12 protein-coding genes and 1 rRNA gene are annotated in these 12,236 nt (G+C 65.7%); 1 reads left to right on the plus strand and 12 read right to left on the minus strand.

Features of this window, described 5'->3' with window-relative positions:
- Window position 1 precedes the first annotated feature (1 nt).
- The 5 genes from ACFC25_RS19700 to ACFC25_RS19720 all read right to left on the minus strand — a co-directional run bounded on the left by ACFC25_RS19700 (window position 2) and on the right by ACFC25_RS19720 (window position 4,585).
- A complete protein-coding gene (locus ACFC25_RS19700; protein ID WP_376048289.1) occupies window positions 2–511 on the minus strand; it encodes an RNA polymerase sigma factor in 510 nt (169 codons plus the stop codon).
- 78 nt (window positions 512–589) lie between these two features.
- Window positions 590–1,072 (minus strand): 8-oxo-dGTP diphosphatase, encoded by a 483-nt coding sequence (locus tag ACFC25_RS19705; RefSeq protein WP_376048292.1) that lies wholly within the window; start codon window positions 1,070–1,072, stop codon window positions 590–592.
- Window positions 1,073–1,075: 3 nt separating this feature from the next.
- Window positions 1,076–2,083, minus strand: a complete 1,008-nt coding sequence (gene xerD, locus ACFC25_RS19710) for a site-specific tyrosine recombinase XerD (protein ID WP_376048295.1) — start codon at window positions 2,081–2,083, stop codon at window positions 1,076–1,078.
- Window positions 2,083–2,745, minus strand: a complete 663-nt coding sequence (locus ACFC25_RS19715; RefSeq protein WP_337347706.1) for an NUDIX hydrolase — start codon at window positions 2,743–2,745, stop codon at window positions 2,083–2,085. Before ACFC25_RS19715 ends, xerD begins: the two co-directional genes overlap by 1 nt.
- Before the next feature lie 25 nt (window positions 2,746–2,770).
- Window positions 2,771–4,585 (minus strand): CTP synthase, encoded by a 1,815-nt coding sequence (locus ACFC25_RS19720; RefSeq protein ID WP_337347705.1) that lies wholly within the window; start codon window positions 4,583–4,585, stop codon window positions 2,771–2,773.
- An 83-nt stretch (window positions 4,586–4,668) separates the two neighbouring features.
- Between ACFC25_RS19720 and ACFC25_RS19725 the strand changes: the two genes are divergently transcribed.
- On the plus strand, window positions 4,669–5,205 hold the full coding sequence (locus ACFC25_RS19725; protein ID WP_376048324.1) for a DUF2867 domain-containing protein: 537 nt from the start codon (window positions 4,669–4,671) through the stop codon (window positions 5,203–5,205).
- On the opposite strand, the gene recN is transcribed toward ACFC25_RS19725, so the two are convergent.
- The 7 genes from recN to rrf form a co-directional block, all read right to left on the minus strand.
- Window positions 5,202–6,941, minus strand: a complete 1,740-nt coding sequence (gene recN / locus ACFC25_RS19730; RefSeq protein WP_376048299.1) for a DNA repair protein RecN — start codon at window positions 6,939–6,941, stop codon at window positions 5,202–5,204. The genes ACFC25_RS19725 and recN overlap by 4 nt on opposite strands.
- A gap of 3 nt (window positions 6,942–6,944) precedes the next feature.
- Window positions 6,945–7,970, minus strand: coding sequence for an NAD kinase (locus ACFC25_RS19735; protein ID WP_337347703.1), 1,026 nt, complete (start codon window positions 7,968–7,970; stop codon window positions 6,945–6,947).
- 13 nt (window positions 7,971–7,983) lie between these two features.
- A complete protein-coding gene (locus tag ACFC25_RS19740) occupies window positions 7,984–8,796 on the minus strand; it encodes a TlyA family RNA methyltransferase (RefSeq protein WP_376048302.1) in 813 nt (270 codons plus the stop codon).
- A 2-nt stretch (window positions 8,797–8,798) separates the two neighbouring features.
- On the minus strand, window positions 8,799–9,026 hold the full coding sequence (locus tag ACFC25_RS19745; RefSeq protein WP_337347701.1) for a hypothetical protein: 228 nt from the start codon (window positions 9,024–9,026) through the stop codon (window positions 8,799–8,801).
- A gap of 9 nt (window positions 9,027–9,035) precedes the next feature.
- Window positions 9,036–10,025: an HAD-IIA family hydrolase gene (locus ACFC25_RS19750; RefSeq protein WP_376048304.1), complete on the minus strand. Its 990-nt coding sequence runs from the start codon at window positions 10,023–10,025 to the stop codon at window positions 9,036–9,038.
- 7 nt (window positions 10,026–10,032) lie between these two features.
- Window positions 10,033–11,778, minus strand: a complete 1,746-nt coding sequence (locus tag ACFC25_RS19755) for a hypothetical protein (protein WP_376048307.1) — start codon at window positions 11,776–11,778, stop codon at window positions 10,033–10,035.
- 364 nt (window positions 11,779–12,142) lie between these two features.
- A 5S ribosomal RNA gene (gene rrf, locus ACFC25_RS19760) occupies window positions 12,143–12,236 on the minus strand; the annotation flags it as partial.

Here is a 12,236-nt window from a genome sequence, read left to right on the forward strand (position 1 = left end):
GCTACGCACCGACTTTCTGTTCGAGCGATTCGCAAGTGGCCGGCATGAGCCTCCGGAAGGCTTCCCTCGCCCGGTGCAGCCGCACCTTGGCGGCGGATTGTGAACAGTCAAGGACCTGGGCAATTTCGGCGATTGTCAGGTCGTCCCAGTACGCCAGCTGGAGAATGTCCCGGTCCTTGTCCCGAAGGACGGCCAGGGCATTCTCCACAGCCATGTGCTCGCCCTGGTCCCCCGGGTCACCGCCTGCAGTGGCGGTGATCTTCTCCGTCAGTGCTTTCTGCCGGTCACGGCCCCGGTAGGCATTGCCGATAAGGTTCCGGGCGACGGCAAAGAGCCAAGGGATTTCCGTGCTGGTGGCGCCGTCCCATTTCTCCCAAGCGATACGGAAGACATCCGCTGCGAGTTCCTGGGCCAGCTCAGGATCGTCGACTCTCCGAAGGACGTATTTGTGGATCCTTGGATAGCTGTCCTTGTATAAGGCGATGAACGCCAGCTCGCGCTGTGAAAGCACGATCCCCCCTGGTGATGTAGTTTCCTGGTTTGCAGGCTAACCCTATAGTTTCCGGCTTGGCAGGAATGGTTACAGCGGTTAGGGCAACAGGCTTTCTGACGAGGCCACTGTTTCGTTGTCCGTAGCCAGGGTCACAACGACGTTCACCTTGCGCCCTTCCAGCACCACAGGCAGCCAATGGTCGGCGTCCTGCCACATCCGCTCCACAGGCAGTGCCCGTGTACTGAACCACGCTGGGGCGATCTCGTCGCTTTCGCGGGGCTCGCCCTCCCAACGGCGGGCTGTGAACATCCGCGCGGACATGTTCCATTCGGGCCTGGCGGGAAAAACAAACTGCACAACGCCGGCGTCCTGCAGGTCTTCAGGCCGGACGGTAATCCCCGCCTCCTCGTGGATCTCTCGGCACGCCGCTATGGCGTCGGTCTCTCCGGCTTCCACATGCCCGCCGGGACCCACTACCTTCCCGGAGCCAAAGCCGGTCTTTTTAACGCCCAGCATGACTTCAGCGCCGTCGGGGGTGTCCCGCAGCAGGAAGCAGAGTGCGACGGCCGCCGGCTCCACGTCCTAACCCAGGGCCCGCGGATGCGCCGCGGCGTAGATTTCACGCAGGGTATCCGCTGTGACCAGGGTGTACACCTGCGTGGTTGTCACGGAGGCATGCCCCAACAGTTCCTGGACCACCCGGACGTCCGCGCCGCCTTCCAGAAGGTGGGTGGCGAAGGAATGCCGCAGCGTGTGCGGTGAGACGTCCCTGGTGATGTTGGCTTTTTCGGCTGCGGCCTTAAGGATGGTCCAGGCGCTTTGGCGGCTGATGCGTCCGCCACGGGCGTTGAGGAACAGCGCCGGCGTCCCCTTGCCCTTGGCCGCCAAGAGGGGCCGGCCACGCACAAGGTAGGCATCCAGTGCCCGGGCACCGTAGGAGCCCAGCGGTACCAGCCGCTCCTTGGACCCCTTGCCGAACAGCCGTACGATCGCGGGGCCGGCCTCCGCGTCGTCCAGCGAGATGTCGTCTACGTCCAGGCCGACGGCTTCGCTGATCCTTGCCCCGGTGGAATAGAGGAATTCGAGCAAGGCGCGGTCCCTCAGTCCCGTGGGCGTATCGGCACCCGAAGCCTCAAGGATCCGGGTGACCTCGTCCACGCTGATGGCTTTGGGCAGCCTCTTGCCCGGCATCGGCGGGTGGACGTCGCTGGCGGGATCCGTTGTCGTGAGCCCTTCGAGGGCCCAGAATTTATGCAGGCCCCGGACTGCAACCACCGTTCGGGCCGCCGACCTCACACCCAGGGCCGTGCCGCCGTCGGAACCGTCCGACAGCGCCTGGACGAATCCGGTGACGTGGTGCCGCGTGATCTTGCCGGGCAGTTCGCAGCCAGCGCCGGCGAGGTAGCCGGCGTAGCGTGTCAGGTCGCGGCGGTAGGCGGCGAGGGTGTTGAGCGCGAGGCCCCGTTCAACCCGCATATGCTGCAGGTACTCGGCTATGGCGTGGTCGATGGCCGTTCGGGGCCGGACTTGCTGCCGTGGCTGTTCCGCGGCCGGCGGTGGCGGTGCCTCAGCCGAGGTACTCGCCGTCATCAACGCTGGCTGGGGTGGGCAGGCCAAGGTGCATCGGCGGGGCGGAGCCGGGCAAAGCCGTCAGCGCGCGCCGCGGCCGCAGCGAGGATCCCGACGACGGCGGACGGGTTGTGCAGTTTCCCTTCCAGGACTGCTGCCACGGCGTCGTCGAGGGCTATCCAGTGGAATTCAATCTCCGCTTCCTCATCCGTCCGCTCGTGGCGCTCGTGGTGCGGCACACCCGTGAGGTCGCGGGCAAGGTAGATCCTGATTGCCTCGCTGGAGGACCCCGGCGAATTGAAGAAATCCGCCAGGACATTCCAGGTGCCTGCGGCCAGGTCCGCCTCTTCCGCGAGCTCGCGGGCGGCGCCCACGACGAATTCTTCGCCTTCGACGTCCAGCAAACCGGCCGGAATCTCCCAAAGATCCATGCCCACGGGATGCCGGTACTGCTTCAGGAGCAGGATCTCGCCCGCTTCGTTCATGGGCAATACTGCCACCGCGCCTGGATGGTCAATGTAGTCGCGGGTGAGGGCGTCGCCGGAGTCGCTCAGCTGGAAGCTGTCGCTGACCACATCCCAGATCCGGCCTTCGTAAACCTTCTCGGTAGACAAAAGACGGCGCGGGCTCGGTTCGTCCGAAACCTTCCGTGCAGCTTGGGGGGTTCCAGGTGTACCGGGCATCGCGCCGTCCTTTACGTATTCGGTTTTACTTAGCAGCTACCGTGCGTGCCTGCTTGGCCGCCGGCGCACCGTTTCTGGCAGCTACTGCCTCCGGGGCTTCCGGGGCAGCTTCTGCGGGCAGGCCTGCATCCAGGAACTCGCTGCCGGCCTGGTGGTCCAGGGCAGCCTTGACCAGCCCGGCGAACAGCGGGTGCGGCCGGGTGGGCCGGGAGCTGAGCTCAGGGTGGGCCTGCGTTGCCACGTAGTACGGGTGCACCTCACGCGGGAGCTCGACGTATTCCACGAGCTTGCCGTCCGGTGACGTTCCGGAGAACACCAGGCCTTTCTCGGCGATCTGGCCACGGTACTTGTTGTTGACCTCGTAGCGGTGGCGGTGCCGTTCGCTGACTGTGGTCTTGCCGTAGGTTTCGGCGATGACGGAGCCGGCGTCGAGCTTTGCCTCGTAAAGGCCCAGGCGCATGGTGCCGCCGAGGTCGCCCTTGCCTTCGACGATGTCCAGCTGCTCTTCCATCGTGGCAATGACCGGGTACTTGGAGTCCGGCTCGAACTCGGACGAGGATGCGCCTTCCAGGCCAACTACGTTGCGGGCGTATTCGATCACCATGCACTGCAGGCCAAGGCAGAGGCCAAGCACCGGCAGTTTAGTTTCGCGGGCGAACTTGAGTGCCCCGAGCTTTCCTTCGAGGCCGCGGATGCCGAAGCCGCCGGGAACACAGATGGCGTCCACACCATCCAAGGCAGCAACCGCGCCCTCATGGGTTTCGCATTCGTCCGACGGCACCCAGCGGATCTTGACTTTGGTGTCGTTGGCGAAACCGCCGGCACGCAAGGCCTCCGTGACGGACAGGTAGGCATCCGGGAGGTCGATGTACTTGCCCACAAGCGCGATTTCAACCTCGTGCTTTGGGTTGTGGACGGCCTCGAGCAGCTTGTCCCAGCTGGTCCAGTCGACGTCCTTGAACGGCAGGTCCAGGGCACGCACGATGTAGGAGTCCAGGCCCTGGGAGTGCAGCGTCTTGGGGATGTCGTAGATGCTGGGTGCGTCGGCAGCGTTCACCACCGCGTCGATGTCGACGTCGCACATGCGGCCGATTTTCTCGCGCATGGCGTCGGGTACTTCGCGGTCCGAACGGATCACGATGGCTTCCGGCTGGATGCCGATGGAACGCAGCGCGGCCACGGAGTGCTGCGTCGGCTTGGTTTTCAGCTCCTGGGACGGGCCGATGTACGGAACCAGGGAGACGTGCAGGAAAAAGACGTTGCCCCGGCCGACGTCCTGGCGGACCTGGCGGGCCGACTCGAGGAACGGCTGGGACTCGATGTCGCCGACGGTTCCGCCGATCTCGGTGATGATGACGTCCGGAGCGTTCTTGCCCTCGGCGGGCAGGCGCATCCGGCGCTTGATCTCGTCCGTGATGTGCGGGATGACCTGGACGGTGTCGCCGAGGTATTCGCCGCGACGTTCCTTCGCGATCACGGTGGAGTAAATCTGCCCGGTGGTTACGTTCGCCGAACCTTCCAGGTTTTCGTCCAGGAAGCGCTCGTAGTGTCCGATGTCGAGGTCCGTTTCGGCGCCGTCGTCGGTCACAAAGACTTCGCCGTGCTGGAAGGGGTTCATCGTGCCCGGATCAACGTTCAGGTACGGATCGAGCTTCTGCATAGTTACAGACAGGCCGCGTGCCCGCAGGAGGTGGCCGAGGCTCGAAGCCGTCAGCCCCTTACCGAGCGAGGACGCCACACCACCGGTTACGAAGATGTGTTTGGTCGTCTTGGACGAGCCCGGGAACCGGGAATTTACACGGGAATTTGATCGCTGCACCACGGAATTCGAGCCTATCATCAAATGAACCTTCCACGGATCCGGAACTGTTCCCCAAATGCTCCAGTTTGCAGTGCGAACGGCCTTACGATCAAGGGGTGACCATGTTTCCGGACCCTGAAACCAAATCATCGGGCCCTGTTGGCGGCGTGGACGCAGGGAATTTCCCGGTCTTCCGGTCGCTGGCTCTGCAGTCCATTCCCCAGCCTGACTACGCCGATGTGATTGTCCTCCCAATTCCGGACGGCAATCCGGACGGCAATCCCTCGGACCCGCGCCTCTGGGCCGAAGAGCTGTTCTCGCTGCGGTCCATGCCGGGCTGGGTGACTGCCTTAATGGGTTTGCGGCAGGCAGTGGTTGGCCTGGCGGGAATCAGAAGGGCTCCAGCCGGCGTGTTTGCCGTCGCGGAGGTCTGCGGCGAGGAAGCGCTGATCAGCGCCGATGATACCCACCTGGACTTCCGCTGCGGGGTGGCCTACGACGCCGGCGCCAACCTGTTGCGCGTCACCACGGCAGTGCGCCTGAAGGGCTGGCGGGGACGGCTGTACTTCGCCCCGGTGCGCCTGCTGCATCCCTTGGTGGTGCACGCCATGATGGCCCGCACCATCCGCCGGCTGACTGCCGTGCCCCGAAGCAGCTAGGCCCGCTGGGGCAGCAGCTTCGCGTCGTCGAGCAGCTCCTGCGCGTGGGCCTGTGCGGACTCGGAATCCTCCTGGCCTGCCAGCATCCGTGCGAGCTCCTTGACCCTTTCAGGGCCGTCGAGCAGCCGCACATCACTGGAAGTGAACCCGGTGGCCGTGCCGCCGTCGGACCCCCGGACCGATGTTTTGGTGACGGTGATGTGCTGGTCCGCGAAGGCGGCAACCTGCGGCAGGTGCGTGACCACCAGGACCTGCACGTGCTGCGCCAGCATGGCCAGCCGACGGCCGATTTCGACGGCGGCACGTCCGCCGACGCCGGCGTCCACTTCGTCGAACACAAAAGTGGGCACCGGATCCACGGCGGCGAGCACTACCTCGATGGCCAGCATCACGCGGGAGAGTTCGCCGCCTGAGGCGCCTTTGCCCAGCGGACGGGCCGGCGCACCAGAATGGGGCTGGAGCAGGAACGAGATCTCGTCGGAACCGTGGGGCTGCAGCTGTGCTGCCGGCTCGATGGTGATCACCAGCGTTGCGTCGGCCATGGCAAGGGCCTTCAGTTCGGCGCTGACGCGTGCCGAGAGGTCCTTTGCGGCCTTGCCGCGGATTTTGGTGATGGCCGCTGCTTGCTTCTTCAGCTCAGCCTCGGTCCGGGCAACCTCCGCGTCCAGCGCCTCGATCCGGGTTGAGTCATCCTGCAGTTCGTCGAACCGGACACGTGCGTTCTCAGCCCACACCAGGACCTCGTCGATGCTGGGGGCGTACTTGCGCACCAGCTTGGCCAACGCAGCCCGGCGGTCCTCGATCTCCGCGAGCCGTTCGGGCCCCTCTGAGTCCAGGCCGGCCTGGTAGCTTGCCAGTTCCGTGGCGATATCGTTCAGCAGGAAGCCGACCTCGGCCAGGCGCGCGGCTGCCGCGCCGAGTTCAGCGTCATGCTCGGCCACATGCTCCAAGGTCCGCTTGGCGGCATCCACCAAGGTGGTGGCGTCACCCTCGTCGCCGTAGTCCTCTGCGATAAGTGCCTGGTGGGCGGTGTTCGCCGCAATCCTGAGTTCTTCCACATTGGCCAGTTTCACGGCCTCGGCCTTGAGTGACTCGTCCTCCCCCGGCTGCGGGTCGACGTCGTCGATCTCGGCCAGGGCAATCTCCAGCGATTCCGCTTCCCGCAGCCGGTCCCGTGCGGCGCCGCGCAGCGTGTCCAGTTCGGCTTGGCTGGCCTTCCAGTGGCTGTAGAGGGCCTGATACTTGCCCAGCGGATCCGCCAGGGCGTCGCCGGCGAACTTGTCCAGGGCACCGCGCTGTGCAAGTGCCCCCTTCAGCCTGATCTGGTCCGACTGGCCATGGACCACCACCAGGCTTTCGCCGATCTCCGCAAGGACGCCCACGGGGGCGGCCCGTCCGCCGAGGTAGGCCCGGCTGCGTCCGTCCGCACCGAGGCGACGGGCAAGGATCAGCTCAGCGCCGCCGTCGAACTCTTCCACCTCGGCACCGGCATCAAGCGCCCGCACCACGGCCGCGTGTCCGGCGTCGAGCTTGAGAACTGCCTCCGCGGAGGCACTCTTGGCCCCGTTGCGGACCGCGCCGGCGTCGGACCTGGCACCCAAAAGGAGGCCGACGGCGGTGACCACCATCGTCTTACCGGCGCCTGTCTCGCCGGTCACCACGCTCAGCCCGGGGCCCAGCGGCAGCGTAGCGTCAGTGATGACGCCGAGATCGCGGATTCTCAGTTCTTCAAGCATGGTTCACTTTGCTGTTGACGGATCGGTTTCATCTTCAGGGTGGTCTGCGTGCGTGACCTGCAGCGGGGCCATCGGCCTGGGCGTCCGGACAATCGGAATCGGGCCCGTGTGGATGGCCTCCGCCTGCGGAACCGGGCCCCGCCAGCCGTGGATGGGGAGCTCGAACTTCCGGACCAGCCTGGCGGAGAACGGCGTCTGGTGCGTCCGGGCCAGCCGGACCGGCGTAGCAGATTTGGTCACTTCCACCCGGGCTCCCGGCGGCAGGTCCACCGAGCGCCGGCCGTCACACCACAGCACCCCCATGGCGTCCGTCCGGTTGAGGACCTCCACTGCCAGCCGCGACCGCGGTGACACCACCAGAGGCTTGGCGAAAAGGGCGTGGGCGCTGATGGGGACAATCAGGAGGGCTTCGACCTCCGGCCAAACTACGGGCCCGCCGGCTGAGAAGGCGTAGGCGGTGGACCCGGTAGGGGTGGCCAGCACCACGCCGTCGCAGCCGAAGGACGTCAGGGGGCGCTCGTCAACCTCGGTGACCACCTCGAGCATCCGTTCCCTGTTGCCTTTTTCTATGGCAGCCTCGTTCAGGGCCCAGGTATGCCAGATCTTCTGGCCCCGGACCCACACCTGGACGTCGATGGTCATGCGCTCTTCCACCGTGTAGTCCCGGCGGGCGATCCATTCCACTGTCTGGGCGAGGTCAGCACGCTCGCTCTCGGCAAGGAAACCCACGTGGCCGAGGTTGACGCCCAACAGGGGCACATCCACTTCCCGCACCAGCTCGGCCGCGCGCAGGATGGTCCCGTCGCCGCCCAGCACCATCACCAGCTCAACGTCCGGGAGCTGCACATGGTCATGCAGGACCTCCACCGGCTGGGTGAGGTGCCCGAAGAAGCGCTCCATGTCGCCCAGTTCGGACTCCTGCATCACGGGGATAATGCCTGAGGCATGCAGCTGGGCGCAGGCTTCCCAGGCGGCCTTCAATGACTCCTCGCGGCCAGTGTGGGCAAGGACCAATACGCGCCTGCTCATCAGGTTCCGCTTTCTAGTGGTTCGGCCAAAGACGTCCAAGCAACCCAGCTATGGCTGCGTCGCGCTCTTCGATCTTAGGCAAGTCTTGGGTCATCCTGCGCTTTATCCACAGGAAGTATTCAACGTTTCCGTCCTGGCCCGGCAAGGGACTCGCCGCCAAGCCGCACAGGTCCACGCCGGCGTCGAGCGCCGCATTGGCGACTTTTTCGACCGCCATCCGGCGTTCGCGCTCGGAGTTGACCACGCCGGTGCGGCCCAGGCGGTCCTTACCGATTTCGAACTGTGGTTTTACCATCAGCACCAGATCGCCGCCAGGCTCCGTGCTCAGGGCCAGCGGCAGGACCACCAGGGTCAGCGAGATGAACGACAGGTCAGCGACCGTCAAGGCCACTGTCCCACCGATGTCCTCAGCCGCCATATACCTGACGTTGAGCCCCTCATGCACCTCTACCCGGGGATCGCTCCGGAGCTGCGGCACCAGCTGGCCGTGTCCGACGTCGACAGCCACCACGTGCGCGGCGCCACGCCTCAACAGCACATCGGTGAAGCCGCCGGTGGACGCACCGGCGTCCAGGCACCTCTTCCCCTCGACCGTTATGGCCGGGAAGGCGTCCAGCGCGCCGGCCAGTTTATGGCCGGCCCGGCTGACGTAGCTGTCCTGCTCAGTGTGCTCAACGGCAAGGTCCTTGCTGTCCTCCACCTGGAGTGAGGCCTTTGACAGCACCTGGCCCGCGGAACTGACCTTGCCTTCGGAAATCAGGGAGGCAGCGTGCGTACGTGACCGTGCCAGGCCGCGCGCAACCAGTGCCTGGTCGAGTCTGGCCATACTCAGGCCCCGTTCCCGGCCGCAGGCTCTTCGTTCAGCGTTTCGAGCAGCGCGTCGTGGAGTTCGCTGTAGACGGCCTCATGATCTGCCACCGGCATCGCGGGGACACCTTCCAGGGCCGCCAGCACGGCAGCAACGGACGGATCCCCTGTTTCAGTGCCTGCTGTCTCCGGCCACGCGGGGGTGGGCTGGGCTGCAACCGGGTTATGCGTTTCGTTCAGCTCAGTCATTTGACCAGTCTAATGACTGAGCCACTCGAGTTTGGGCGCAGTGGGGCTTGCCGCTTCGGGGACCGCGGCCCACCAGGCTTGGCAGGCGGCGCGCCAGGAGTCGAGGTCGTCCTCGCTCCCGCGGACATGGACTGTACCACCGCTGACCCGCGCGGTTGAGGTTCCACAGCGGTACGTTCCGTCAGCGTGGTCCACGGCCGGGTACGGCGAGTGGAGGTCCGTGAGGGAGTTGATGACATAGTCCGGGCGTTCTGCGGTGCGTGCTGCCAGGATGGTTTCCCTGGTGTCGACGCCGGTCAGCACGGCTACCGTGGCGAAACCGGCGTTGTTGCCGCCGAGGATGTCCGTGTCCAGGCGGTCGCCCACTACCAGCGGGCGGTCAGCGGAAAGCCTTTTGGCAGCAGTGTGGAACAGCGGGGCCTCCGGCTTGCCCGCGACGCGCGGTGTCTGGCCAGTGGCAGCCGCGACGGCTGCCACCAAGGTGCCGTTCCCCGGCGCAATACCGCGTGCCTGCGGAATCGACATGTCCGTGTTCGTGGCCACCCACAGGGCTCCGGCAGAGACCACGTAGGAGGCTTCGGCCAGGTCCTTCCAGCCGATCGCGGGGTTGAACCCCTGGACCACAGCCACGGGGTCATCGTCCTGGCTGCTGACCGGAGTCAGGCCAACAAGTTCGATCTCCTGCGCAAGCGCCGGGCTGCCCGTGATGAGGACCCTGGCCCCCGGCGCCAACAGCGACGCCAGCAGTTCGGCAGCAGCCTGCGAGGAACTGACCACCTGCTGATCATCCGCGGGAGCACCGAGCTCACGGAGATGCGCGGCTACCTGCGCCGGCGTGCGGGAGGCATTGTTGGTGACATACCCGAGGCCAATGCCCAAGCCTTCGAGTTGCTGGAGCGAATCCACGGCACCAGGGATGGCGTGCGGACCGGCATAGACCACGCCATCAAGATCGGCGAGAAGGGCGTCAAACAGTGAAATGAGGGGAACGGCCGTCATCTTCGGATCAGTCTTCCCGGCGTTCTGCGCGCACTGCCTCGATGTCATCCCCGCCGTGCCCTTCCGGTCCCTCCGGCTCGATGTCGGCTCCGTCGTCGGCTGCCTCGTCCATTTCCTCGCCGGTTTCGTCACGGGTTGAGATCAGTTCGTCCTGCTCGATGGAGTCCTCATTTGACTCGGCATCATCAGACTCAAAGTAGTCCGATTCGGCGTCGTCAACGGAAGTGTCCACGGCATGGCTCGCCGATTCGGTGCTGCCTTCAGTGGCTTCCGCTGCTGCGGCCACGCGAGGGGTGTCCGTTTCCGGACCACGGGCTGCGCGCTCGATCAGGCGGCGGCGCTCGGCCTCCTCGCGGGCTTCTTCCTCCTCGTCCCAGCCGAGGTCCACGATGTCCGGCTCCTCGTCGACGCCCAGGCCCAGGGCATTTTCTGCCACGACAGCCTGTTTCTGCCACTTGGCTGCCTCCTCCGCGCGGCCCACGGCCGACAAAGCGTCGGCGTAAGCACGGAAAAGGCGCGGGCTGTAGGAGAAGGCCCGGTTGATGTCCAGCTGGGGAATTTCCAGTTCTGCAACGGCGGCATCGAGCTGGCCGAGGTCCGTCCGGGCTCCTGCAGCCACGATGGCGAGCTCGGCCTTGCCCGGAGCGTCGAGGTCCTTTGCTTCCTCGGAACGGACCACATCGAGGGCTCGGTCCGGGCGGCCCAGGCCGCGTTCGCAGTCAGCCATCACGGGAAGGTGGACGTTGGAGCCGCTGATCCGGCGATAGGTGCGGAATTCGCGCAGGGCCTCCCCATAGTGGCCCGCGGCGTAAGCGGTCAGACCCACAGCTTCACGGACTGCAGCGAGGCGGCCGCCACGGCGGCTGGCCGCCAGGGCGTGCTGGAAGGCAAGTTCCGGTTCGTCGTCAATGAGGCGTCCGGCCATCACCAGGTGACGGGCTACCCACTCGGCGCTTTTCGGTTCGAGGGTCTTGATCTGGTGCTGGGTAGCGCGGTCCAGCTCTTTGCCCGTGACATCCTCGTCGATTTCAGGCGACCGCTCACGGTCCGGGCGGTTGGCGCTGCGCAGGTCGCGGGCATTGGGAACGCGCACGGGGCGGTCCTCTGCACGGTCCCGGCCGAACTGCCGCGGGCCGGAGTCGCCGCGGTCGAAGCTACGGGGTGCCCGGTCCTGGCGGTCGCCGAAAGGCTTGCGGTTGTCGCGGTCGCCAAAGCTGCGGCGTTCGCCGTCTCCTTCACGGCGCGGACGGTCACCATAGGGCTTGCTTTCGCGGTCACCATACGGCTTGCGGTCACGGTCACCGAAGGGCTTACGCTCCCCACCACTGAACGGCGGCTTACGGTCTCCCCCACCAAAACTGCGGCGTTCGCCATCACCTTCACGACGCGGACGGTCACCAAAAGGCTTGTTCTCCCGGTCACCATACGGCTTACGGTCACGATCGCCCGCGCCAAAACCGCGGCGTTCTCCGTCGCCCTCACGGCGGGGCCGATCGCCGAAGGGCTTACGCTCGCCGGCACCGAAGCTACGGCGCTCACCCTCGCCTTCGCGGCGCGGACGATCACCATAAGGCTTGTTCTCCCGGTCACCATAAGGCTTACGCTCTCCGGAGCCAGGCGTGCGTCGGGGGCCTTCGCCACCTTCCCGGTTTTCCCGGGATCGGAATCCGCGAGGATCTCCGCCTGAGTTGTTCGGTCCGCGGAAGGGACCGCGGTCCTTGCCGCCGCGGTTGCCGCCATTGTGCTCAGCCATGTGGAGTCCTCCTGTTGTGAGCCGGCCTGGCGCAATCGCAGCCGCTCTTATCCGTGTTTCGTTTCCTACGCAACCCGAAATCAAGCGCTTCGAAGTCCGTACATCTCAATCAATTCTAGGCGAGTCGCCAAACCAACCATGACAGAAAGGTCCGCTGGCAGGCAGTCGTGGGAATCTTCACACCCAGGACGCTCTCTCACTTGCTGCGGGTTTGGTTCGGATGTTCCCGGTGGGGTGTGGGTGGGGTACGACGGCAGTGCCTGGGGTCGGCTGTGCCTGCTGGGTTCCGGCGGGGGTGGGGTGTGTGTTAAATGGGAGAACCCCCCAACACGTGTGTGTTGGGGGGTTCTCGACCTTAATGGTTGTCCGGCGGTGACCTACTCTCCCACACCCTCCCGGGTGCAGTACCATCGGCGCTGTGGGTCTTAGCTTCCGGGTTCGGAATGGGACCGGGCGTT

Source organism: Pseudarthrobacter sp. NPDC055928, from assembly GCF_042270935.1.
GTDB lineage: Bacteria > Actinomycetota > Actinomycetes > Actinomycetales > Micrococcaceae > Arthrobacter.

Bases quoted from the DNA above. Each gene is read 5' to 3' on its own strand.
- xerD (WP_376048295.1), bottom strand. From the start codon at position 2,083: ATGACGGCGAGTACCTCGGCTGAGGCACCGCCACCGCCGGCCGCGGAA.
- ACFC25_RS19715 (WP_337347706.1), bottom strand. From the start codon at position 2,745: ATGCCCGGTACACCTGGAACCCCCCAAGCTGCACGGAAGGTTTCGGAC.
- ACFC25_RS19720 (WP_337347705.1), bottom strand. From the start codon at position 4,585: ATGATAGGCTCGAATTCCGTGGTGCAGCGATCAAATTCCCGTGTAAAT.
- ACFC25_RS19725 (WP_376048324.1), top strand. From the start codon at position 4,669: ATGTTTCCGGACCCTGAAACCAAATCATCGGGCCCTGTTGGCGGCGTG.
- recN (WP_376048299.1), bottom strand. From the start codon at position 6,941: ATGCTTGAAGAACTGAGAATCCGCGATCTCGGCGTCATCACTGACGCT.
- ACFC25_RS19735 (WP_337347703.1), bottom strand. From the start codon at position 7,970: ATGAGCAGGCGCGTATTGGTCCTTGCCCACACTGGCCGCGAGGAGTCA.
- ACFC25_RS19740 (WP_376048302.1), bottom strand. From the start codon at position 8,796: ATGGCCAGACTCGACCAGGCACTGGTTGCGCGCGGCCTGGCACGGTCA.
- ACFC25_RS19745 (WP_337347701.1), bottom strand. From the start codon at position 9,026: ATGACTGAGCTGAACGAAACGCATAACCCGGTTGCAGCCCAGCCCACC.
- ACFC25_RS19750 (WP_376048304.1), bottom strand. From the start codon at position 10,025: ATGACGGCCGTTCCCCTCATTTCACTGTTTGACGCCCTTCTCGCCGAT.
- ACFC25_RS19755 (WP_376048307.1), bottom strand. From the start codon at position 11,778: ATGGCTGAGCACAATGGCGGCAACCGCGGCGGCAAGGACCGCGGTCCC.